A 22,515-nucleotide genomic window follows, 5' to 3' on the forward strand; every position below is an offset into this window, starting at 1 on the left:
TTACTTTTTTCTGTTGAAGGTCCTGTCTTTATGCGCGCTGTTTTTCCTTCCTTGCAACTACTTCCAGTGGCCGCCGCCTTGTCGCTGGCCTTCACTTCCCATGCGGCCAGTGCAGCCGATGGCGCCAGCGGCCAGGACGATTTGACGGCTGGCGATGTGAAAGTCATGCAGGCCGTGCAGGTGACCGGCGCGCGCGCGCAAGGCTTGGTGCCGCTCACCACGGAGGCGGGCAGTTTTCGTGGCGCCAACATGATGGATGTACCATCGACCGTCAACGTGATCACGCGCGAATTGCTGGAGCAGCAAGCCGTGTCCGGCCTGTACGATGCCGTGCGCAATACGGCGGGCGTGACGCGCCAGCAAAACGGCGGCGAGACGTGGGATCAGTTGGTGATACGCGGCATTGCCGTGGAAAACCGCACGAATTACCGCCTCAACGGCTCCTTGCCCATCATGAACTTCTCACAAGTGCCCATGGAAAACAAGGAGAGGGTGGAAGTGCTGAAGGGCGCGTCGGCCCTCTACTATGGCTTCACGTCGCCGGCCGGCGTGGTCAACTTCGTAAGCAAGCGGGCCGGCAGTCGACCTGTCACCAGCATGGGCTTGAGTCTCGATGACCGTGGCAGTGCCGTGGCGACTGTGGACGTGGGCCGGCGTTTTGGCGCGCAGCAAGAGTTCGGCGTGCGTCTCAATGCCGCTGGCGGCACCCTGGGTTCTTACCTCGACAAGGCCGGCAACGGCAAGCGCCGTTTCATTTCCACGGCGCTGGACTGGAGAGTGACGAACAAGCTGCTGCTGAAAGCGGACCTGGAATACGAGCGCCGCAAAGTGACGGAGCAGGCGGGCGTGGCCTTGCCCACGGCCGTGAAAGGCGTGATCAGTTTGCCGCGCGCCGTCGATCCGCGCCAGTTGATCGGTCCCGATTGGTCGCATTTCGAGACGCAAACGAAAAACGCGCAGGTGCGCGCCGACTACGCCATCGCGGAGGGCTGGGCACTGACGGTGGAAGCGGGTCACTCGGAAACAGCGCGCGACCGCCGCCTGGCGATCTTCCGCCTGAACAACGCGGCGGCGCTGGCCACGGGCGCGGGCCGCATCACGGGCAATATCCAGCACAGCGTGACGGCGTCCGACTTGCTGCGCGCGGAACTTGCCGGCAGTTTCAAGACTGGTGTCATCGCGCATGAACTGACCCTGGGCGCTACGCGCACGGACAAGTCGCAAGACCCTATTTACCAAAGCAATTACACGATTGCTTCGCAAAATCTGTACCAGCCCGTGCCCGTGACGAATGTCGTGTTCGGTCCCAAGCCCACTGCGCCCACGACGGCCGCGCTCGACACGCGTGATACGGGCGTGTATGCGCTCGACCGCATGGTCTTCGGCCCGCATTGGCAAAGCGTCATTGGCGTGCGCCGCAGCAGTTACCAGAGCGACCAGGGCGCCAGCCACTACGACGTCAGCAAGACGACGCCGATGGCCTCATTGATTTACAAGGCCACGCCCGAACTGTCGATCTACGCGTCCACGGCGCGCGGGCTGGAAGAGGGTGAAACGGGGCCGACGGGCACGGCCAACCAGGGCGTCAAGATGGCGCCTGGCGTGAGCAAACAGCAAGAATTGGGTGCGCGCTGGCTGACGCCGGGCGGCACCTTGGTCTCCGCCGCATTGTTCGAAATCACGCGCCCTGGCTATTACACCAACAGCAGCAATGTGTTTACCTCGGATGGCGAACAACGCTACCGTGGCCTGGAACTGTCGACCCAGGGCAAGCTGACGCGCCAGTTGTCGTGGCAGACGTCGGCCCAGTTTCTCGACCCCAAGTTTGCCCACATCAATGCCGATTACAACGGCAAGGCGCCGGAAAATGCATCGAAACGCACGGCTAGCGCCTTTTTGGTCTATGCGTTGGACGCCGTGCCGGGCCTGTCCGTCAACGGCGGCGCGTATTACTACAGCGCCCGTCCCGTCAACGACTTGAACCAGGCCTTCCTCGGTGGCGTCAGCCTGTTCAGTGCGGGCGCCCGCTATGCAAGCCGCGTGCTGGACAAGGCCGTCGTGTGGCAACTGAATGTGGAAAACGCGGCCGACAAGCGCTACTGGGCCGGCGCCGGCACGCGTTTGGCGTCCGGTGCGCCGCGTGCCATTAAGCTGTCGATGAAGATGGATTTGTAAGAACGCCTATCAAAACCTACTGCGCGTCGGTATAGGCGGCCTGCGATGCTCACCGTGCTCAAGCACGGTTGCGCTTCTCAGCCACCTCTTCCGTCCGCTCGCTACGGTTTTGTTAGGCGTTGTCAGTCAGGTTTGACCTGCGCCCTGTGCGCAGGGGGCTTGCTCTGATACAATGTTGCCATGTTTATCAGCAAAGGCAAGGCCAGCATCGTCCTGTGGATCGCGTGTATCGCCATCTTCCTGGCCACGCTCGCCCCTACGCTGTCGCGCGCGCTGACGGTCGCCAGCGGCATGGCCGTGCCCAGTCTGGAAATCTGTTCGGTGGCCGGGGGCATGCAAGCCATGCGCGCCCGCGACGACGCGCAAGAACCTTCCGCGCCTGAAAAATCGGGCATGCGCATGGGAGATTGCCCTTGCTGCAGCATGCATGCCGACACTTTATCGATTCCGCCCACCTCCCTCGTGCTCGCTTCCGGCGAACTGATCACGGGCTTGTTGCCCGAACTGTTCTACCAGTCCGCCACGCCGCTGTTCGCCTGGACGCCCGTCCAGCCCCGTGGGCCACCCGCCGCTTTCTGATCTGTCCCTTTCCCTGAACTGCCTTGCGCCGAGCGTATCGTGCGCTTGCGCCTGTTCGTCTTACCTCTACAGAATCTGAAAGCAGCACCATGAAACATGTACCGTTATTGATTTCCCTTGCCATCGCCATGCCCGCCGTGGCGCAATCCCGCAGTGAAGCGGACACCACCGTACTGCCCGAGATGAAAGTCATCGTCATGGGCGTCAAGGACGGCTACCGGCCTGCCGCCGACACGGCGTTGATGCTCAGCAGCACGCCCGGCTACAGCGTGGCGACAGGCGGCGGCGTGTCCGGCTTGCCGGTGGTCAATGGCTTTGCCGATGACCGCATCAAGATTCGCATCGATGGCATGGAACTGACGTCGGCCTGTGCCAATCACATGAATGCGCCGCTGTCCTATATCGATCCGCAACAAGTGCAGCGCATCGGCCTGATCGCGGGCGTGACGCCCGTCAGCGCGGGCGGCGACAGCATAGCCGGCAGCATCGAGGTGGAATCGAACGCGCCCGTGTTCGCCCAAGCCGGCACACCGCTGCTGACGCAAGGCAGCTTTGCCGTGTCGGGCCGCAGCGTCAACAATAGCGTGGCGACCAGCGTGCATGCCTCGGCCGCCAGCGACAGCTTGAGCATCGGCTACAGCGGCGCCTATACGCGCGGCCACAGCTATGACGATGGTCACGGCAGCAAGGTGCTGGGCAGCCTGTTTGAAAGCATCAACCAGGCCATCGTGCTGGCGGCCAGGCGCGATGGTCAGCAACTGACCCTGCGCGCCGGCGTGCAGCACATCCCGTACCAGGGTTTTCCCAACCAGTACATGGACATGACGGATAACCATGGCCAGTTTGCCAACCTGGCCTACCAGGGCACATTTGCCTGGGGCGTGCTTGACGCGCGTGCCTACTGGCAGCAGACGGACCATGAAATGGGCTTTTTCTCGCCCGAGCGCACGGGTACGATGCCGATGCTTACGCATGGACGCAATACGGGCTACGCGCTGATGGCCAGTCTGCCGACAGGGGCGGGCGAGTTGCGCCTGGGCCAGGAGTGGCACGGTTTCCGCCTCGACGATTACTGGCCGGCCGTGCCCGGTTCCATGATGATGGGGCCGCGCAGCTATCTGAACATCAACGATGGCAAGCGCGAGCGCACCGTGCTGTTTGGCGAACTCGAAACGCGCCATGGCCAGGATGCGCGCTGGACGAGCGTGCTGGGCCTGCGCGGCGAATCCGTGCGCATGGAGACGGGCGCCGTGCAATCGTATGGCAGCAACATGATGAACATGCCTGACCTGATGGCTGCCAGGGCCTTCAATGCGCGCAGCCGCAGCCAGCGCGACACGAATATCGATGCCACAGCGCAAGCCACTTTCACGCCGGACGCTGCCAGCAGCTATGCATATGCGCTGGCGCGCAAGGTGCGCTCGCCGAATCTTTACGAGCGTTACTCCTGGGGCCGCGGCTCGATGGCCATGACCATGACCAACTGGTTTGGCGATGGCAACGGCTATGTGGGCGATATCGACCTCAAGCCCGAGACGGCTTACACGGCGGCGTTGACGGCCGACTGGCATGGCGGCGGCGAAGAAGGCTGGTTCCTGCGCGTCAATCCCTATTACAGCAAGGTCGACAATTACATCGATGTCGATGTGCTGGCGTCTTTCCACCCGTACATGAAAATGGGCGCGAATGGCAACTTGCTGCGTTTCGCCAACCACGACGCCAGGCTGTACGGCGCCAATCTGGCGTGGCAGTTGCCTTTGGTGCGCAGCGCGCGCTGGGGCCGCTTCATGGCGATGGGCAATGCCGCTTATACGCGGGGCAAACGCAGCGATGGCGGCGACCTGTACCGCATGATGCCGTTCAACGCCTTGCTGGCCGTCGAGCACAAGCTGGGCGCCTGGAGCAGCCGCATCGAAACGAAGATCGTGACCCGCAAGGACAAGGTCGACGCCCGCCGCTTCGAACCCGAGACGGCAGGCTATGCCCTCGTCAACCTGCGCAGCAGCGTGGCCCTGAGCAAGATGGCCAGCCTGCATGCGGGCGTGAGCAACCTGTTCAACCGCGCCTATGCGGACCCGCTCGGTGGCGTGTATTTGTCTGGCTTGAAGGCCAATGGCGGCGCGCTGCAAGCCTTGCCGGCCGAGGGCCGGTCGATCGATGTGGGCTTGCAGCTGACATTCTAAGGCAGGCCATCAGCAAGGGCGCTTTCCTGCTACCGACAGGGGAAGCGGAAGGCGCCCGCTGAAATCGCCGCATCGCGAACGCGAGGTATGCGTGATTATGTGTGCATGTTTCTTTTAGGTAATCTGCTATTCTCTCTTGCGCCTGCTTCAGGCCTTTGGCGCACGTGCGTGCGACAGCGCAGGCTGAAGGGCCTTATCTGCTGAAATGATGCTGACTGAATAATAAGGTGTACATGATCGCGTTCAGAGATTTTCGTTCGACTACCCGGGGCAGTCCTTCTTCCGATGGCATGGACAGATCGCTGGTGTTGGCAAATGAATGGCTGCTACAAACGGGCATTCGTCCTGTCTGCATCGAAACCATCACGGAAACCGGGGGCTGGATGAAGTTCCTGCAGGTTGAACGAGGCTTGCGGGTGTGGTATGAAGTGGCTACTCTTCCTTTGCAACCCTGAGCTGTTCAAGCAGGCTGCCCCAGCTAATCCGGCACAGAGCCATCAATTGCCGTCTCCGCTCTTTTTTCGCCGTGACCCCGTCAGGACGCGCAGCGCGGTGGCGATCGGTACCCTGTTCTTGGCAAGGTAGGCGGCGGCCGTGGCAGTATCGAGCATTTCCTGGAAAATAATGCCGACCTCGACCTTTTGAGCCGTCAAGTCATCCTGCCTTGCACAGTCAAGCATATCGATATTAGTATCTGCGGCCTTGTTGTTCCTGGAGTGCATTTTTGCCTCGGTAGTAAAGAGAAAAAATGTCTCCTTTTATTTGCCTTAAAGATAACTTATTTTTATGCCTTTGTGGAAATTTTTCTTTAATCGATAGTGCACTCAGGAATTAAATTTAGCTATGGGCTAAGTTTAGCGCCTGGCGATGACTGCGCGATACATGACCTTCCGTCACCCATAGCCTGATCAACCATCCTTTGCCAGGCGCGCCCGGATGCGGTCTAATCATGGCTTGTTCCTTGACGAGCTTGCCATGCTGCCCACTCCCGCCATCGCCGCGCTGTGCGAAAAATTTCCCCTGATGACAGAACTGATGGCCTTGCAGCCCTTGAGCTGGTTCAATCCCGCCATCGCGCCGGCGGCCGTCGCCTTGCGCGACGTGGGCTTGACGGCGGACGACGTGGCAGACGCCAGCGCCCGCCTGGCGCGCTTTGCGCCCTACCTGGCCAAGGCCTTCCCGGAAACCGGCGCCAGCGGCGGCATCATCGAGTCGCCCGTCGTGCCGCTGCCGGGCATGCAGGCGGCCCTGGGCATCGCGCCTGGCAAGTTGTGGCTCAAGCTCGATAGCCATTTGCCCATTTCCGGCTCGATCAAGGCGCGCGGCGGCATCTATGAAGTGCTGAAACATGCGGAAATGCTGGCGCTGGACGCCGGCTTGCTTCAGCCGGGCGCTGACTGCAGCCTGCTGGCCAGCGACGCCGTGCGGGCCTTCTTTGGCCAGTACGCGATCGCCGTCGGTTCCACGGGCAATTTGGGCTTGTCGATCGGCATCATGAGCGCGCGCCTGGGCTTTCGCGCCACTGTCCACATGTCGGCTGATGCGCGCCAGTGGAAGAAGGATAAATTGCGCAGCCATGGCGTCACGGTCGTCGAATACGCGACCGACTACAGCGTGGCCGTGGAAGCGGGGCGCGAACAGGCGCAGAATGATCCGACGTGCCATTTCGTCGACGATGAAAACTCGCACGATCTGTTTCTCGGCTACGCGGTGGCGGGCGAACGCTTAAAAAGACAGTTTGCAGCGGCCGGCGTCACGGTCGATGCCGGGCACCCCCTGTTCGTGTACTTGCCGTGTGGCGTGGGCGGCGGCCCCGGCGGCGTGGCTTTTGGCTTGAAGCTGGCCTTTGGCGATGCTGTGCATTGCGTGTTCGTCGAGCCGACCCACTCGCCATGCATGTTGCTGGGCGTGTACACGGGCTTGCACGAGCGCATCAGTGTGCAGGAGATCGGCATCGACAACCTCACTGCCGCCGATGGTCTGGCCGTGGGACGCCCGTCCGGCTTCGTCGGGCGCGCCATGCAGCGCTTGATCGACGGCTACGCCACCGTCAGCGATGAAGAACTGTACCGCTTGCTGGCGACGCTTGAGCAAACGCAAGGTTTTCGCCTGGAGCCGTCCGCCGTGGCCGGTTTCGCTGGCATAGCACCCGTGCTGGCGGCGCCGCAATACCAGGCGCAACTGGAAATGGCCACGCACCTGGTGTGGGGCACGGGCGGCAGCATGGTGCCGGAGCAAGAGATGGCGGCTTACGTCGCGCGCGGTCGCACGCTGCTGGCGGCAGGAGACGTTTGATGCCAGCCGGTGCGCCGCTCACGGCCAGCCAGTTCGCCAATCTGCACACCTTCCTGGTGGCGGCGCGCCATGGCAGCTTTGCGCGGGCAGCGCAGGAACTGGCGCTCACGCCCAGCGCCGTCAGCCACCGCATCGCCCGCCTGGAGGCGAGCCTGGGCCTGCTGCTGTTCCAGCGCCTGACGCGGCAGGTAAAACTGACGCAGCATGGTGAGCGCATCTTTGTCGCCCTGCAGACAGGCTGGGATGACTTGCATGCGGCGCTGGCTGGTGGCGATGCGCTGGCGGGCAGCATCACCGTGCATGCGCGTCCCTCCATCGCTCAGTGTTGGCTGGTGCCGCGCCTGGCCGGTTTTACGGCCCAGTACCCGGAGTTGAGCATCGATTTGCGCGTGGGCAATGATAGCGTGGACTTCCGTGCCGGGCAGGTCGACCTTGCCTTGCATTATGGCGACGCCAGCTTCCCCGGCCTGGCCTCGCGCAAGCTGATGGACGAATGGCTGGCGCCCGTGTGCAGCCCGGAATATGCGCGCGAACATGCCCTGTTTGCTGCGCCACAAAACTTGGCGGGCGCGACGGTGCTGCACGACACCCTGGCCTGGCCCGCCTGCGCGCCCGATGCCGAGTGGCGGCTGTGGCTGGACGCGCAAGCGCCAGACGTGAGCTTGCCCGCGCGCAGCCTGCGTTTCGACCGCGCCGACCTGTGCGCGCAGGCGGCCATCCACCACGCGGGCGTGGCCATGGGCCGACGCCAGCTGGTGCAGCCGTGGCTGGCCACCGGCCAGTTGGTCTTGCCATTCGGCGGTTTTACGCTGGCCAGCCCGCAAGCGTATTATCTCGTGCACGGTGTCCGTGCCGCGCTGCCGGCGAGAGTACAGGCGCTGCTGGACTGGCTGGCGGGGCAGGCACTTGATACACTGCGTCCCTCATTGTAAACGCGCACGAAAGAATTCCCATGCAGTCATCCCCGTCGACCACCACCGCGCCAGCGGAATTGCGCGAGTTACGTACAACAGCGCTCGCCTGCCTGCTCGAACCGGACCCGGCCACCAAGGTGGCGATGGTGGCGGCCATGGCCGGGGCGCAACTTTCGCTCGATGCGCAGGCGGCGTTGGCGCCAAGCGGCGCCGTACCGGGCCGTCCCGAGCGCCCGGAACTGGTGCCGCCGCGCCTGGTGGGGCGGCGCTCGATGATCACGCCGGAAGGGCGCGCCATGCTGGTCCACGCGCTCGCGCATATCGAATTCAACGCCATGAATCTGGCGCTGGACGCCCTGTGGCGCTTCCCGGACTTGCCCTTTGACTACTACACGGACTGGCTGCGCGTGGCGCAAGAGGAAGCGACGCACTTCGCCATGCTGCAGGCGCACCTGCAAGTGCTGGGCTACACGTATGGCGACTTTCCTGGCCACGACAGCCTGTGGGAAATGGTCGACAAGACGCGCGGCGACGTGCTGGCGCGCATGGCGCTGGTGCCGCGCACCCTGGAAGCGCGGGGTCTCGATGCGATTCCGCCGCTGCGCGCCAAGCTGGCGCAGGCGGGCGACATGGCCGCCGCCGCCATCCTCGACATCATCTTGCGCGATGAAGTGGGGCATGTGGAAATCGGCAACCGCTGGTACGGCTACCTGTGCGATCAAAGGGGCCTGGAATTGCGCGCCACGTATGCCGAGCTGGCGCTGCGCTACGAGGCGCCCACCCTGCGCGGCCCGTTCAACCTGGAAGCGCGGCGCCGGGCCGGGTTTTCGGAACTGGAATTGTCCGACTTACCCGCCTGAATCTGTCGCGGCGTCACGGGTGGGCCGTGATGCTGATCTGCCAGTTTCGGCTTTTGCGCGGGGTTGGCCACCCGCGCCGTCCGCGTAGCGCAAGTCGACCTGCTGGCCGTCGCTGTGGCCGCCTCGCCGCCATTGTTGCGGATATGCACGCGGTAAGTGTCGTCCCGGGCCGTGCGGCTGACGCGCTGTTCGGCCACTCTTCCAGCTGCGTCACTTCGAAGTCCCCGGCGGGCTGGACGGTGGTGCTGGTATCCGCTGCCGCGGCCAGCATGACTTTCGGCGCGGGCGGTTGCGTGGGATCGTTCGGGCCGCCGCAGGTGCACAGGCCCAGCGTCAGGCCCGTGGCCAGCGCGGCGGACTGTGCGCACAGCAGCAGCGCCAGCAGTGCCTGTTTGATAAATCGCATGATCGTTTCCCCCGTGACTGGCGCCAAGCGTGCCCGGGAAAGAGGTCGAGCAGGAAGCGTTCCTGAGTAAAAAATCCTTATAAAACATGCGCTTGACTGGAGAGGGGGGGTGCCGGCGTCAAATCTGCCGACACTGACCCTGATAGCTGAACGTTGTCAGCGCTGTCCTACCCATCTTGTCGAAAGCGTCTGATTGTGTGCCTTGCGGAAACACGCGATGATCGTGTCCATGCTGTAACACCTAACCAATCCGACGGAGTATGCGATGCACAAGCCAGACCAGTCCCACCACGTGAACAAGCCGTTCCTGCTGATCTGCCTGTTCACCTGCGCTACCCTGGCGGCGTCGCTGATGACTACGGGCGATGCGCAGACGAACGATGGCGCGCCAGCCGCCGTGGCGAGTGATGCTGGCCACGGCGCCTTGCCTGTCTGCCGTAGCGATGCCCTCAAGCTGTCGGCACACTGCCAGCCTGGGCGCCAGGCTTGACCTGAGCGGCCCCTTGTAGCCGTTGCTGCAACAAGGCCAGCACGGCTGCTTCTGCCATCCAGTTACGACTCCAGCACGGCCGGGCGCACATAACACTTGCGGCAGATCGTCGGCGTCTTGCCGAGTCTTTTTTGCCACCGACCCGATCGCCTGTGCGATGTTCTTCTTGGCTTGCATATCGGAATCGACCTGTTTCGCAGTAGCGGAACTTGCCGGGCGTGCCCAGGCGGGCGATGCCGTACTGGTGGTCGCGCGTGTAGCGCAGGCCGGCGGCGCGGGGCGTGGTGGTGGCAGATATGTCCATGACGATAGCTTACCTTGCATGCCGCGCGCCCGGTGCGCCGTTATGCTAAGGTGCGCCTTCGTAACGCCGTGCGCGGCAGACAGGAGCAGCAGATGTTTGGCAGAAAAAAGAATCTGGAAGAAGACCACGCCGCCCAGGCCGACAAACAGTATGAAAAGAAATATACGGAAGACAGTTTCTGGGACAAGGTCGTCAAGTTCGCCAGGACGGCGGGGCGCGAAGTCATCGAAAAAGCCCTGTGGCTGTATTACGCGGCCCAGCAGCCGAATACCCCGCTGTGGGCCAAGACGGCGATTTATGGCGCGCTCGGCTATTTCATTTCGCCCATCGATGCAATTCCCGACATCACGCCCGTGATCGGCTATGCGGATGACCTGGCCGTGCTGGCGGCCGCCGTCGCCACGGTCGCCACCTACATCACGGCCGAGGTCAAGGAACGCGCGGCCGACAAGCTGCGCGGCTGGTTCGGCGCCTAGCCTTTCTGTGCCGCCGGCGCGCCGCTGCCACCATGGGCCAGCAGGCGCAGCACGACTTCTTTCTGGAATGAACGAAACTCCTTGTCCGCGCTGACGTTGGCGAAGGCCAGCACGGCCGTCCTGCTGGCCCGGTCGACGCAGACGACGGACGCGGCGCCCGGGTCGCCGCCGCTGTGCGTGGCCAGCGTCTTGCCATCGACATCGCGCAGCAGCCATACCAGGGCTTGCTGCACGGACGAGTCAGCGGGCACGACGGGGGCCGCTTGCGGGGCAAAAAACAATTGCAAGGTGGCATCTTGCAGGTAGCGGTGGCCATCGACCCGGCCGCCATTGCTGTAGATGGCCAGGAAACGGGCAAAGTCGTGCGCCGAACTGCGCAGCAGGCCGGCCGGCCAGTCAGGATAGCCGACGGGCGGCAGCACTTGCAGGCCCGGTTCCTTGTGCGCATACGGCTGGGCGATGACGGCGCGCCGTGGCAGGCCGGCCAGCTTCCACGCCGTGCTGTCCATGCCCAGCGGCTCGAACAGGTGCTCTTGCGTATACGCATCGAGGCCATCGGGGTTCAAACGGCCCACCAGATAGCCAAGCAGGGCGATGCCGACATTGCTGTAGCGCCATTGTGTGCCTGGCCGGGTCGCAAACGATGCCTCCGCGTCGTACCAGGCGCCGCCGCGCGACAGATAGCCCTTGAGGAAGTCGCGCAGGGGCAGGCGCGGGTCGCCCTGCACGGCAAACGCCGGCGTCTTGTCGTACACGGCGTCGGAAATGCCCGAGGTGTGGCTGAGCAAATGGCGAAAGGTGATCGGCACGTCGGGAAACTTCGGGTGCATGAGCGGGAAGTCCAGATAGGCCGCCACCTTGTCGTCGAGCTGGAAGGCCCCCTGTTCCAGCAGCATCATGACGGCCGTGGCCGTGACGAGCTTGCTGACGGAGGCGACATGGAACACCGTGTTGGCATCGGCCTTCTTGCCGGCCTGGATATCTGCCCAGCCATAGCCGCGCGCGAAGATAGTTTGCTCGCCGCGTACCACGGCCACGCTCATGCCCGGCGTTTCCGTGCGGGCAAGGCCATCGTGCATGAAGCCGTCAAATTGCGTTTCCCACGCCAGCCTGGCCGGATCGGCGGCGCAGCCCGTTTGCAGCAGGGCCAGTGAGACGCCCAGTCCCAGCACGCTTCTTCGTTTCATTGATACTCTCTTTAGCCATTTTTAATTATCTTAACAATATTTCAGCCCGCCATAGGGGCAATTGACGAAACATTGCTGTATAGCAATGACAAAGGGGACTGAGCAGCGCTTATTTGCACCAGTTATTTGCGCCAGTAACGTTCCAGCAGGGGCTTGACCGTCAGGCCGTGTGCGACGATGGACAGGATGACGACCACCAGAGTGATGTCGGTCAGTTCGCGCGCCAGGCCGCTTGGCAGACCATGCGCGATGGCATAGCTGAGGTAGTACAGCGAACCGATGCCGCGCACGCCGAACCAGGCGGCCAGTCCCCGCAGGCGCACGCTGGTGCCCGACGCCAGCAAGCCGAGCATGACGCTGACCGGGCGCGCCACCAGCAGCAGGAACAGCGCCATGCTCCACGCTTGCCAGCTCCAGGCGGCGGCCGTGACGGCGCCGCCCAGCAACAGTACCAGGGTCAGTTCGGACAGGCGTTCCAGGTGTTCCTTGAAGACGAGGGATTCGCCGCTGACGGTCAGCGGCACTTCGCTGTCGTGCGGCTTGGCGGCGGACAGGGCATGGGCTTCCTCGGCCTGCAGCAAGCCTTGCCGGTCTTTCGGCGCGTCGGCCAGCCGCAGTTCCGTCTGGCGCAGGGCCACGCCGGCGAAGAACACGGCCAAAAAGCCCCACGCGTGCAGCCAGCTGGCCACGCCATACACGAGGGCGATCAAGCCCAGGGCTGCCAGGTCGTCCAGCATGGCGTGTTTCGGCGCTTTGGCACGCACTTGCCAACCCAGCCAGGCCAGCAGTGCGCCGCCGGCAACGCCAAGGGCGATGGCCGCACCGCTGGCCCAGAATAGATCGCGCCACAGCCAGGTGGCGCCATGCGGCCCCAGCGCGTGCAAGCCAAGCAAGCCCAGGCCGAGCATGACGAAAGGAAAGCCGCTGCCATCGTTCATGCCCGCCTCGCTGGTCAGCATAAAGCGCAATTGCTCGCTGTCGCCCGCATGACGCAACTGCACGTCGGTGGCCAGTACGGGGTCGGTGGGCGCGAGGATGGCGCCGAGCAGCACGCCCGCGCCCAAGGGCAGGCCCAGCACGAAACAGGCGAACACGGCCACCAGGGCCACGGAGATGGCCATCGACAGCCACGCCAGGCGCAGCGAGGGCAGCCAGCGTGCCAGGCTGAAGGGCACGGGCATCTTCACGCCGGCGGAAAACAGGGAGATGAGGACGGCGATTTCCGTCAAGGTTTCCAGCAGGGGGGCCTGGCGCACCAGGTTGAACGAGAACAGGCCGAGAAACATCGGGCCCAGCAGCAATCCCACGCCCAGGTAAGCCATGGCCGAGGTCAAGGGCAGGCGCGTGATGCTGGCTGCACCCAGGCCGCGCGCCAGCATCAGGCAGCCGATCAGGATGAACCAGGCGGTGGTGCTCATGTTTCCATTGTAGCGGCGCACGGGCCAGGGCAGCGCGCCGCAGGGTTTTGTTAAGCCTGGTCCTGCGCCTTGTGCAGCGACAGCGTATCGTTCTGCGCCTGCATGGCATGCACTTCGATCGGGTCTTGCGTGGCGCGCAAGCGGGGCAAGCAGTGCGGGTAATGGGTCGTGATGAAGGCCAGCATCTCCTCGCGCACGAGGCAGCGCAGCTCGAAGGCCATGCCCGAATCCTGCGCACTGATGAGGAAACGCACGCGCACGGCCCGCTCGTTCGAATCCGTCGCCTGCACCGTGCAGACCCGGCCGTCCCATTGCGGGGCGGACTCGCAGATGCGCGTCAGTTCGGCGCGCAGCGGTTCGAGCGGGATGCTGAAATCGAGCCACAGGAATACCGTGCCCAGCAGGGTGGATGAACTGTGCGTCCAGTTCTCGAACGGATTTTCGATGAACCACTGCAGCGGCACGATCAAGCGGCGCTCGTCCCACACGCGCACGACCACATACGTGCCCTTGATTTCCTCGACCTTGCCCCATTCGCCATTGACGATCAGCACGTCGTCGATGCGGATGGGTTGAGAAAACGCAATCTGCAAGCCGGCAATGAAATTGCCGAGCACGGGACGGGCGGCGATACCGGCCACCAGGCCCGCCACGCCGGCCGAGGCCAGCAGGCTGGCGCCGATCTGCCGCGCTCCGGGCAGGGTCAGCAGTGCGAAGGCCAGGCCCAGGATGACCACGATGGCGTGCGCGCTGCGCGTGAGCACGCGCGCTTGCGTGATCAGCCGGCGCGCGCGCAGGTTGTCGGCCACGTCGACCGGGTTGATTTCGGAAATCGTGATGGAGAGCGTTTTGATGCATTGCATGGCCAGCCAGGTCAACGCAACGATCAGCATGACGCTGGCCAGGTGCGACATGCCAACGAGGCCAGGCGTGTCGTCGGGCGCGCCGGCCAGCACCATGCGCAGGCCGAAGACGATCACGCACAGTTGGCTGGCGCGGAAGGCCACGCGCGTGACATTGGTGGTAAACGGGCGTCCATTGGCCAGTCTTTTCAGCAAGCCGATACCGGCCCTGTGCACGCCGATGGCGACCACGGTGACAATCAGGGCGGAAACGAGCACGGTCAGCGCCGAGCGCAGCGGGCCTCCCATCAGCGAGTGGAACGTGCTGAGATCCATAGGCGAAAACTCCTTTTTTTTAGTGAAATGCATGCTGGAAGCTGCTATTTTAAAGGTAGATGACGTCGCGCGGCCGTGCGTTGCCGAACGGACAAGGCTTGCAGCAAGGTCGATACTGGCTAGGATTGCTGCGATGCATCAAGCGGCGTTAATATTTCAGCATGGAAAGCAATCGAGCGTCGCCATATTGGAAACATGGTCATACTTGCCATGTTTTTCGTTTTTGCAAAGGAAACTGATGATAGTACGATCACTACGAATGTCCTTGCGCTTCATCCTGCCACTGGCCCTGGTGCTGGGATTGTTTGCTTATATTGTTGTACCCCTGCTCGATAATGTGACCTTGCGCTGGTATGTGCGTGACCTCGACAGCCGGGCTGAGTTGCTTGCTGGAACCCTTCGACCTTCGCTGGCCGAATACCTGCCCGAAAAAGATGCGGCCCGCATCGGCGAACTGTTCCAGGGCGCCACGCGCGATGAAAGACTGATTGCGCTGGGCTTTTGCGATAATGCGGGGCAGTTGCTGTACAAGACGTCCGAGTATCCCGCCTCGATCGGTTGCTGGAGTACCCCCACCAGCGGCGGGCTGTACAAGTCTCTGGCCCAATTGCCGCAAGGACGCGTGCATATCAGCGAAACGGCCGTGATGCACGATGCGGCCCAGCTGGGGCGCCTGGTGCTGGTGCAGGACATGAGTTTTGTCGAGCGCCGCAATGCCGATACCAAGTATTTCATCTTTGCCTTCCTGGCTATCCTGGCCGTCCTGATTTCCCTGATGACTGTATTCGTCGCTCATTTGAGCTGGCGCGGCTGGCTGGTCGCCGTGAAGGAAATATTGCGCGGAGAATTGTTGCCCCGCACTGCGCTGGGTGCGCAGGCCGCCGATGCGCCCGTGGCCGCGCCCGCGCCGCCGCCGGAAATGCAGCCGCTGATCGGCGACTTGCGCGAATTGCTGCAGGAATATCATCTGGAACGCCAGGGTGACAGTGGCTGGACCTCGGAGTGGACGCCGGAAAAACTACGCGGCTTGCTCGAGGCGGACCTGGCCGGTGACCAGGTGCTGGTGGTATCGAACCGCGAACCGTATATCCACACCAACACGGAGGCGGGCATTACCGTGCAGCGCCCGGCCAGCGGCCTGGTGACGGCCGTGGAAGCGGTGATGCGCGCCTGTTCCGGCACGTGGATCGCGCACGGCGCCGGTTCCGCCGACCGCGAGACGGTCGATAAGCTCGACCACGTGGCCGTGCCGCCCGACAACCCCAGCTATACCTTGCGCCGCGTGTGGCTGACGGAAGAGGAAGAGCAGGGCTATTATTATGGTTTTTCCAATGAAGGCATGTGGCCGTTGTGCCATATCGCTCACGTGCGCCCCGTGTTCCGCTCGTCGGACTGGGATCAGTATGTGAAGGTCAACCGCCGCTTCGCCGATGCAGTGATCGCCGAGGCGAAGACGGACAACCCTGTCGTGCTGGTGCAGGATTACCATTTTGCCTTGCTGCCGCGCATGGTGCGCGAAGCCTTGCCGAAGGCGACCATTATCACGTTCTGGCATATCCCCTGGCCGAACTCGGAATCGTTCGGCATTTGCCCGTGGCGCGAAGAAATCCTCGATGGCTTGCTGGGTAGCACGATTCTGGGCTTCCACACGCCGTTCCACCGCAAGAATTTCCTCGAAACGGTGGACCGCTACCTGGAAACGCGCATCGAGCCGGAGGCATCGACGATTTCCTATGGCGGCGAAATGACGCAGGTGGAGGATTACCCGATTTCCATCGCCTGGCCCGAGGAGAAACCTGACCAGCCCGACGTGGCGACCTGCCGCGCGCAAATCCGTGCCGAACTGGGCATGGCGCCCGACCACTTGCTGGGCATCGGCGTCGACCGCCTCGATTACACGAAAGGCATCGTCGAGCGCTTCCAGGCCGTCGAGCGCATGCTGGAGCAGCAGCCTGGCATGGTAGGTCACTTTACCTTCTTGCAAATTGCCGCCCCCAGCCGCGCTTCGCTCGATGAGTATCAAAGTTTCGATGCGCGCGTGCGCAAGATGGTCGAGCGCATCAACCTGCGCTTCGGCAACGGAACTTACGTGCCCATCCTGCTGAAAGCGGAACACCATGGCCAGGACGATCTGCAGCGCTATTTCCGCGCTTCCGAAGTGTGCATGGTGACGAGCTTGCATGATGGCATGAACCTGGTTGCCAAGGAATTCATCGCCTCGCGCGATGACGAGATGGGCGTGCTGGTGCTGTCGCAATTCACGGGTGCGGCGCGTGAGCTGCATGAAGCGCTGATCATCAATCCCTACCACATCGAGCAGGGCGCCGATGCCCTCTACCGTGGCCTGGTGATGCCGCCCGTGGAGCAGCGCGAGCGCATGAAGAGCATGCGGGCGCGCGTGAAACATTTCAATGTCTATCGCTGGGCCGGGCGCATGCTGCTGGACGCGGCGCGCTTGCGCCAGCGCGACAAGGTCATGACCAAGATCGACGCCCACAGCCGCATCAAGCGGCGCAAGGGGATCTGATGACAGAGATCCCTGACGATAGCGCAGTCTACACGCAGCTGCTGGGCACTCCCGGCAGCGCCGTCTTCCTCGACTTCGACGGCACCCTGGTCGACCTGGCGCCCACGCCCGACGGCGTGCGCCTGGAACCGGGCGTGGTGGAAGCGCTGGCGCTGCTGGCCGAGCGCCATGGCGGCGCGCTGGCCCTCATTTCCGGGCGTCCGGTGGCGCAGATCGATGCCATGCTGGCGCCCCTGATCTTGCCGGTGGCGGGCGTGCATGGCGTGGAGCGGCGCGGCGCCGATGGCGCGCTGCATGTGGCGCCCACGCCCGACGTGTCGCCCGTGCTGGCGCGCGCCGAGGCGCTCGCTGCGATCCACCCCGGTTTGCTGGTGGAACAGAAGCGCGGCGCCGTGGCCCTGCATTACCGCCTGGCGCCGGAATTGGAACAGCTTTGCGTGCAGGAAATGACGGCTGCCGTGCAAGCGTGCCACGGGGTGTTGCTATTGCATGGCAAGATGGTCCTGGAAGCCAAGCCGGCCGCCACCGACAAGGGCGGCGCCATCGCCGCCTTTATGGTGGAAGCGCCATTCGCCGGGCGCCGGCCCGTGTTCGCGGGCGACGACACCACAGACGAGGCCGGCTTTGCATTTGTACAATTAGTTGGCGGGCAGGGCGTGAAAGTGGGCAGCGGCCCCAGCGCCGCCACCCTGCGATTGGCCAGCCCGGGCGCCTTGCGCACGGCGCTGCTGGCCGCCTCCGTATCCCTGACATCGAAGGAGTAGCCCATGACGACATCCTATGACACCCCCAGCGGCGTGTCCGCCGCCGCCACTGCAGACGGCAAGCCTGCCACGCAAGCATCCCTCAACTGCGGCGTGGTGGGCAATTGCGCCTTCAGCGCCCTGATTGACCAGGCGGGACAGGTGGTCTGGTCCTGTCTGCCCCGCTTCGACGGCGATCCCGTCTTCAACAGCTTGCTGGACGCCACGGATAACGGCAGCGTGTGGGGCATCGACATTGAAGACTACGCGCGCAGCGAGCAATTCTATGAGCCGAACACGGCCGTCTTGCGCACGCGCCTGTACGATACGCAGGGGCGGGGCGTGGAAATCACGGATTTCGCGCCACGTTTCCTCAGCCGCGACCGCATGTTCCGCCCGCTGATGCTGATCCGCCGCGTGCGTCCGCTCGACCATGCCGTACGCATCCGTGTGCGCCTGCGCCCCCGCTACGACTGGGGCAAGCTGGCGCCGCAGATTACGCAGGGCAGCCACCACATCCGCTATGTGGGACCGGAACAGACCTTGCGCCTGAACACGGATGTGTCGCTCAACTATGTCCTAAGCGAAACGTATTTCGTGCTGGGAGGCACGGCCAACTTCCTGCTGGGTCCAGATGAAACCCTGGCCGGCGGCATCGACGAGACGGCGCGCATCTTCGAAAAGGAAACCATCAACTACTGGCGCACCTACACGCGCCGCCTTGCCGTGCCGCTGGAATGGCAGGACGTAGTCATCCGCGCCGCCATCACGTTAAAACTGTCTTTATATGAAGACACGGGCGCCATCATCGCCGCCATGACCACCAGCATCCCCGAAGCGCCCGGCAGCAGCCGCAACTGGGATTACCGCTATTGCTGGCTGCGCGACGCCTTCTTCGTCGTGCGCGCCCTGAACAGCCTGTCTGAAGTGGGCACGATGGAAGAGTATTTGCGCTGGCTGACGAACATCGTCGCCCGGTCGAAGGGCGGCCACATCCAGCCCCTGTACGGCATCGGCCTGGAAGAACAGTTGCCGGAATCGACGCTCGACCATTTGCCCGGCTATCGGGGCAATGGACCCGTGCGCGTGGGCAATCAGGCGCAGGAACACTTCCAGCACGACGTCTACGGCAATATTGTCCTGGGCGCGGCGCAGGCGTTTCTTGACCACCGCTTGTTCCACCGGGCCGGCAAGGCCGAGTTTGCCGCGCTGGAAGCCGTGGGCGACCAGGCATTCCGCTTGCACGCGGAACCGGACGCGGGCATGTGGGAGTTGCGCACGCGCGCGCGCGTCCACACATCGTCCATGCTGATGAGCTGGGCCGCCTGCGATCGTCTGGCGAAAGTGGCGCATAAGCTGGGCTTGCCGGACCGCGCCGACCACTGGAACAGCCGCGCCGTGCTGATACGCGAACGCTTGCTGCGCGAGGCGTGGAGCGAGGAGCGCCAGGCTTTCGCCGAAAGCCTGGGCGGGCGCGACCTGGACGCGTCCGTCTTGCTGATGGCGGAAGTCAACTTCATCGACCCCATGGACCCGCGTTTCATCGCCACCGTCGATGCGCTGGAAGCGTCGCTGTGCGACGGCCCCTACATGCGCCGCTACGAAGCGCCCGACGACTTCGGTAAACCCGAGACCGCCTTCAACATCTGCACCTTCTGGCGCATCGACGCCCTGGCGCGCATCGGCAGGAAAGACGAGGCACGCAAAATCTTCGAAACGATGTTGATGGCGCGCAACCACCTGGGCCTGCTGTCGGAAGACACGCACCCCGTGACGGGCGAAATGTGGGGCAACTTTCCGCAGACGTACTCGATGGTGGGCTTGATCAATTGCGCCGTGAGGTTGTCGGCGCCGTGGGATAGCGCTATTTAATTGTTCCTTGCTCCAGTCCCGTGAGCAGTCCACGCCAGCCCCTATAATGGGCGTGCCGACCTGCTTGCGGGCGCTTTAGCGTCAGCTCATCACAATCGCTGGCGCGCCGGCACACGAAACGCCGAATGGCATCTACACTGATCAATACTACATATCGAGATGACGACCGTAAGCGAAATTTTAGCGACAATAAATGAGCGTATTTTTTTTGAGACTATTTTTCAGAAAGATACTGACTGGGATGCTGCATTGTGCGCCAGGGACTCTTTTGAGTTTGATGGCGCATGGTGTGCCAGCTACGAAAAAGTGAGCTCATCTTGTCCACCCGAATGCGCCCTGGTGAAGGAGATCAGGGAGATCGCATTCAAGAAAGTGTATCAAGTCACTGAAAATGCTGACCTTGCTGGATATGTGTCGGACGACATGGGCTTGATTGCGCAGGCATGTGACAGTAAAGTCGAGATCGACTTTATCGACAATCTCTGGAAAACCTATGTGCGCAGAGCATTTCCAACTTGAACTGATACTGCCCAGTTGAAGATTGCAAGTGGTCTCGTTTTCCATGCGCCCCAGCATCGCAGCGCGGCGCTCCTGTGCCACCGTTTCGACGTGCGACGCCATTTCAGCTACCAGTTGCGCGCCCCCCACGCCCATACAAGCGGCACGCGGCCGCCAGCGCCAGCAAATTCGGGTCGCGCTCGCGGCTGCTCAGCATCAGCACGGTGATCTGCTGGTGCGAGCCGTAGCGCGCGTCCAGGGGTAGCCGTTCGATGCGCGAGCTGAAGGCGCGTACCCAGCCGGGCAGCAGGCTGTAGCCGATGCCGCCGCTGACCTGGTTGATCAGTGAGAAGATATCGCCCGCGCGCATGGCCGTGTCGGGCACGAAGCTCGCCAGTTCACATCAGCAAGTCAGGGAGGCTGGCCGCATGCGGCGCCCATTGCACACCTGCATTCTTTCTCCCCATCATCCGTTTCCGCTGGTATAACATTGCGGTTACGCCCGTGACGCGCAAGGGAAGAATAACAATGGAACAATTGACCGAACTTGAGCTGGAATGCTTCCAGTTGCGCCATGGTGATGGCCGGGCGGAGCGCTGCGTGGACTGGGCCGTGGAGCGCTTGCGCCTGGACCAGGAAGGTGACGACCTCGACATCGTGCTGCTGGCCAGCGCCCGGGGCATGGACGAGGTGCTGCCGCTGGCCGAGGCCATCATCGTGCGCTACCGTGGCACCGCGCGCATGGAGGAGCAATTGCTTGCTGGCAAGTACATCGTCGAACTGCGCGCCGCCTATCTGGCAGGCCGGGAAAGCGTGCAATCGCTAGACGCCAAGCTGACGCGTTTGTATCCGGCGCTTGGCTATCCCGACTGGCTGGTCATGCTGAGCCGCAACTGCGAGTATGCGCTCGACGTCCCCGATTTTCAGCGGCCGTTCGCTCTGGAATTGGACTACATCGCAAGCTTGTGGGCAGAGGCCGGCGATGTCGACGCTTTTGAGCGTTTGTATGACCGCGAGAGGTCGAACCGGCAGGGCATGCCTGGCGGTTGAGGTCCGCGTTGTTGCACAGAGTCGGCTGGTCGGGCGTCAAGCAGCCGATGGCGGGCAGCGTTTATCACCAGCCGCAGGAAAATGAGCGGCCGCCTGAAAAGGCTGCCGCTCTCTTAAATCATCAAGCCGGCTGCGCGCCGCCCAGATTACGGCTGCGGTTTTCCACCAGCACGGAAATACCCAGCACGACGATGCCGCCGCAGGCCAGCATGGCGCCCACCCAGCCTGTCGAGCGCAAGCCCATGCCCATGGCGATGGCGATGCCGCCGGCCCAGGCGCCCAGGGCGTTGGCAATGTTGAAGGCCGAATGGTTGAGGGCGGCGGCCACGGTTTGCGCGTCGCCGGCCACGTCCATCAAACGCGTTTGCACGGCCGGAGCGACGGCGATGCCGGCGCCGATGGCGAACAGGTTGATCGCCGTCAGCCAGACATTGCTGCTGGTATAGGTAAAGGCGGCCAGGGCGGCCACGTTCCACAGCAGTACGCCGAAGATGGTCCACAGGCGCGAACGGTCGGCCAGCCAGCCGCCGATCAGATTCCCCACCGTCATGCCGACACCGATAATGGCCAGCAAGATGGAGATGACCAGCGGGGACACTTTCGTGATTTCCAACAAGGTTGGCGTGATGAAGGTGTAGACGGCGAACATGCCGCCGAAGCCGATCGCCACCATCAGCAGGGTCAGCCACACTTGCAGGCGGCGAAACACGCCCAGTTCGCGGCGCGGGCTGGAATCCCCTGCAGCGACCATGGGCACGAAGATGCGCACCATCAGCATGGTCAGCAAGCCCAGTGCGGCGACCAGCAAAAAGGCCGAGCGCCAGCCCAGGGTTTGGCCGATATACGTGGCCAGCGGCACGCCGAAGATATTTGCCACGGTCAAGCCCATCAGGACACGGGCGACGGCTTGTCCCCGTTTATCCGGTTCGGCCAGGGCGGCGGCTACCAGGGCTGCCACGCCAAAATAGGCGCCGTGCGGGATGCCTGCCACGAAGCGGGCCACCACCAGTAAGCCGTAATTGGGGGCGATGGCGCTGAGCAAGTTGCCGCCAGCGAACATCAGCATCAGACAGATCAGCATTAAACGGCGCGGCATGCGCGCCAGGAAGATGGTGATCAAGGGCGCGCCGATGACCACGCCCAACGCGTAGGCGCTGATCATGTGGCTCATCTGCGGCAAGGTTGTGCCCAGGTCGTCGGCCACGACGGGCAGGATGCTCATGGAGGCGAATTCGCCCGTGCCGATGGCGAGGCCGCCGATGGCCAGGGCCAGGTCGGCATAGCCAGCGCCAAAAGGCGCGGTGACGCGCGGAATCAGGGGATCTACGGATGCGTGCATATTCTTATTAGCAGAGTAACG

Annotated in this window: 21 protein-coding genes; 14 read left to right on the forward strand and 7 right to left on the reverse strand. The window is 63.2% G+C overall.

All coding sequences use genetic code 11. The annotated features are described in order from the left end of the window. The first annotated feature begins 30 nt into the window (after positions 1–30). The 4 genes from K0F85_RS20055 to K0F85_RS20070 all read left to right on the forward strand — a co-directional run bounded on the left by K0F85_RS20055 (position 31) and on the right by K0F85_RS20070 (position 5,392). Entirely contained in the window at positions 31–2,175 is a 2,145-nt protein-coding gene (locus K0F85_RS20055) for a TonB-dependent siderophore receptor (RefSeq protein ID WP_219117698.1), read from the forward strand. 180 nt (positions 2,176–2,355) lie between these two features. Continuing rightward, positions 2,356–2,754 carry a DUF2946 domain-containing protein gene (locus tag K0F85_RS20060; protein WP_219117699.1) on the forward strand — a complete coding sequence of 133 codons (399 nt, stop codon included), beginning with the start codon at positions 2,356–2,358 and terminating at the stop codon, positions 2,752–2,754. Between the two features lie 89 nt (positions 2,755–2,843). Next, positions 2,844–4,937, forward strand: coding sequence for a TonB-dependent receptor (locus K0F85_RS20065; RefSeq protein ID WP_219117700.1), 2,094 nt, complete (start codon positions 2,844–2,846; stop codon positions 4,935–4,937). A gap of 233 nt (positions 4,938–5,170) precedes the next feature. Continuing rightward, entirely contained in the window at positions 5,171–5,392 is a 222-nt protein-coding gene (locus K0F85_RS20070; RefSeq protein WP_219117701.1) for a hypothetical protein, read from the forward strand. 42 nt (positions 5,393–5,434) lie between these two features. Here K0F85_RS20070 and K0F85_RS20075 read toward each other — a convergent pair whose 3' ends face one another. Then, positions 5,435–5,590, reverse strand: coding sequence for a hypothetical protein (locus K0F85_RS20075; protein ID WP_180977642.1), 156 nt, complete (start codon positions 5,588–5,590; stop codon positions 5,435–5,437). 322 nt (positions 5,591–5,912) lie between these two features. Here K0F85_RS20075 and K0F85_RS20080 point away from each other — a divergent pair, with 322 nt between their 5' ends. Genes K0F85_RS20080 through K0F85_RS20090 form a run of 3 tightly spaced genes read left to right on the forward strand, consistent with a single transcriptional unit; the run spans position 5,913 to position 9,006 of the window. Further along, positions 5,913–7,232, forward strand: a complete 1,320-nt coding sequence (locus K0F85_RS20080) for a D-serine ammonia-lyase (RefSeq protein WP_219117702.1) — start codon at positions 5,913–5,915, stop codon at positions 7,230–7,232. Beyond that, the gene (gene dsdC / locus K0F85_RS20085) at positions 7,232–8,164 is read left to right on the forward strand and encodes a DNA-binding transcriptional regulator DsdC (RefSeq protein WP_219117703.1); all 933 of its coding nucleotides are present in this window, start codon (positions 7,232–7,234) and stop codon (positions 8,162–8,164) included. Before K0F85_RS20080 ends, dsdC begins: the two co-directional genes overlap by 1 nt. A 20-nt stretch (positions 8,165–8,184) precedes the next feature. Beyond that, positions 8,185–9,006: a ferritin-like domain-containing protein gene (locus K0F85_RS20090; RefSeq protein ID WP_219117704.1), complete on the forward strand. Its 822-nt coding sequence runs from the start codon at positions 8,185–8,187 to the stop codon at positions 9,004–9,006. A gap of 13 nt (positions 9,007–9,019) precedes the next feature. Here the strand turns inward: K0F85_RS20090 and K0F85_RS20095 are convergent, their stop codons facing one another. Beyond that, positions 9,020–9,412, reverse strand: a complete 393-nt coding sequence (locus K0F85_RS20095; RefSeq protein WP_219117705.1) for a hypothetical protein — start codon at positions 9,410–9,412, stop codon at positions 9,020–9,022. 265 nt (positions 9,413–9,677) lie between these two features. Between K0F85_RS20095 and K0F85_RS20100 the strand changes: the two genes are divergently transcribed. Together K0F85_RS20100 and K0F85_RS20105 are read left to right on the forward strand one after the other, a co-directional pair. Further along, complete coding sequence (locus K0F85_RS20100; protein WP_219117706.1) at positions 9,678–9,902, forward strand: hypothetical protein; 225 nt, start codon at positions 9,678–9,680, stop codon at positions 9,900–9,902. Positions 9,903–10,298: 396 nt separating this feature from the next. Further along, complete coding sequence (locus tag K0F85_RS20105) at positions 10,299–10,682, forward strand: YkvA family protein (protein ID WP_219117707.1); 384 nt, start codon at positions 10,299–10,301, stop codon at positions 10,680–10,682. Here the strand turns inward: K0F85_RS20105 and K0F85_RS20110 are convergent. The 3 genes from K0F85_RS20110 to K0F85_RS20120 all read right to left on the reverse strand — a co-directional run bounded on the left by K0F85_RS20110 (position 10,679) and on the right by K0F85_RS20120 (position 14,465). Then, entirely contained in the window at positions 10,679–11,869 is a 1,191-nt protein-coding gene (locus K0F85_RS20110) for a serine hydrolase (RefSeq protein WP_219117708.1), read from the reverse strand. The two genes, K0F85_RS20105 and K0F85_RS20110, sit on opposite strands and share 4 nt — an antisense overlap. Before the next feature lie 122 nt (positions 11,870–11,991). Further along, positions 11,992–13,287, reverse strand: coding sequence for a sodium:proton antiporter (locus tag K0F85_RS20115; RefSeq protein WP_219117709.1), 1,296 nt, complete (start codon positions 13,285–13,287; stop codon positions 11,992–11,994). Positions 13,288–13,337: 50 nt separating this feature from the next. After that, positions 13,338–14,465 (reverse strand): mechanosensitive ion channel family protein, encoded by a 1,128-nt coding sequence (locus K0F85_RS20120; protein ID WP_219117710.1) that lies wholly within the window; start codon positions 14,463–14,465, stop codon positions 13,338–13,340. A 238-nt stretch (positions 14,466–14,703) separates the two neighbouring features. Here K0F85_RS20120 and K0F85_RS20125 point away from each other — a divergent pair, with 238 nt between their 5' ends. From K0F85_RS20125 to K0F85_RS20140, 4 genes are all read left to right on the forward strand, one after another. Beyond that, positions 14,704–16,992 carry a trehalose-6-phosphate synthase gene (locus tag K0F85_RS20125; RefSeq protein WP_219117711.1) on the forward strand — a complete coding sequence of 763 codons (2,289 nt, stop codon included), beginning with the start codon at positions 14,704–14,706 and terminating at the stop codon, positions 16,990–16,992. Then, positions 16,992–17,756 carry a trehalose-phosphatase gene (gene otsB, locus K0F85_RS20130; protein ID WP_219117712.1) on the forward strand — a complete coding sequence of 255 codons (765 nt, stop codon included), beginning with the start codon at positions 16,992–16,994 and terminating at the stop codon, positions 17,754–17,756. Before K0F85_RS20125 ends, otsB begins: the two co-directional genes overlap by 1 nt. A 3-nt stretch (positions 17,757–17,759) precedes the next feature. Then, positions 17,760–19,607 carry a glycoside hydrolase family 15 protein gene (locus K0F85_RS20135; protein WP_219117713.1) on the forward strand — a complete coding sequence of 616 codons (1,848 nt, stop codon included), beginning with the start codon at positions 17,760–17,762 and terminating at the stop codon, positions 19,605–19,607. Positions 19,608–19,766: 159 nt separating this feature from the next. Further along, positions 19,767–20,126, forward strand: a complete 360-nt coding sequence (locus K0F85_RS20140; protein WP_219117714.1) for a hypothetical protein — start codon at positions 19,767–19,769, stop codon at positions 20,124–20,126. A gap of 103 nt (positions 20,127–20,229) precedes the next feature. Here K0F85_RS20140 and K0F85_RS20145 read toward each other — a convergent pair whose 3' ends face one another. After that, positions 20,230–20,490 carry a hypothetical protein gene (locus K0F85_RS20145; RefSeq protein WP_219117715.1) on the reverse strand — a complete coding sequence of 87 codons (261 nt, stop codon included), beginning with the start codon at positions 20,488–20,490 and terminating at the stop codon, positions 20,230–20,232. Between the two features lie 143 nt (positions 20,491–20,633). Here K0F85_RS20145 and K0F85_RS20150 point away from each other — a divergent pair, with 143 nt between their 5' ends. Further along, positions 20,634–21,155 carry a hypothetical protein gene (locus K0F85_RS20150; protein ID WP_219117716.1) on the forward strand — a complete coding sequence of 174 codons (522 nt, stop codon included), beginning with the start codon at positions 20,634–20,636 and terminating at the stop codon, positions 21,153–21,155. A 121-nt stretch (positions 21,156–21,276) separates the two neighbouring features. Here the strand turns inward: K0F85_RS20150 and K0F85_RS20155 are convergent, their stop codons facing one another. Further along, complete coding sequence (locus tag K0F85_RS20155; RefSeq protein WP_219117717.1) at positions 21,277–22,494, reverse strand: MFS transporter; 1,218 nt, start codon at positions 22,492–22,494, stop codon at positions 21,277–21,279. Positions 22,495–22,515: the final 21 nt, after the last annotated feature.

The organism is Janthinobacterium sp. UMAB-56, from assembly GCF_900095265.1.
Taxonomy (GTDB): domain Bacteria; phylum Pseudomonadota; class Gammaproteobacteria; order Burkholderiales; family Burkholderiaceae_D; genus Janthinobacterium.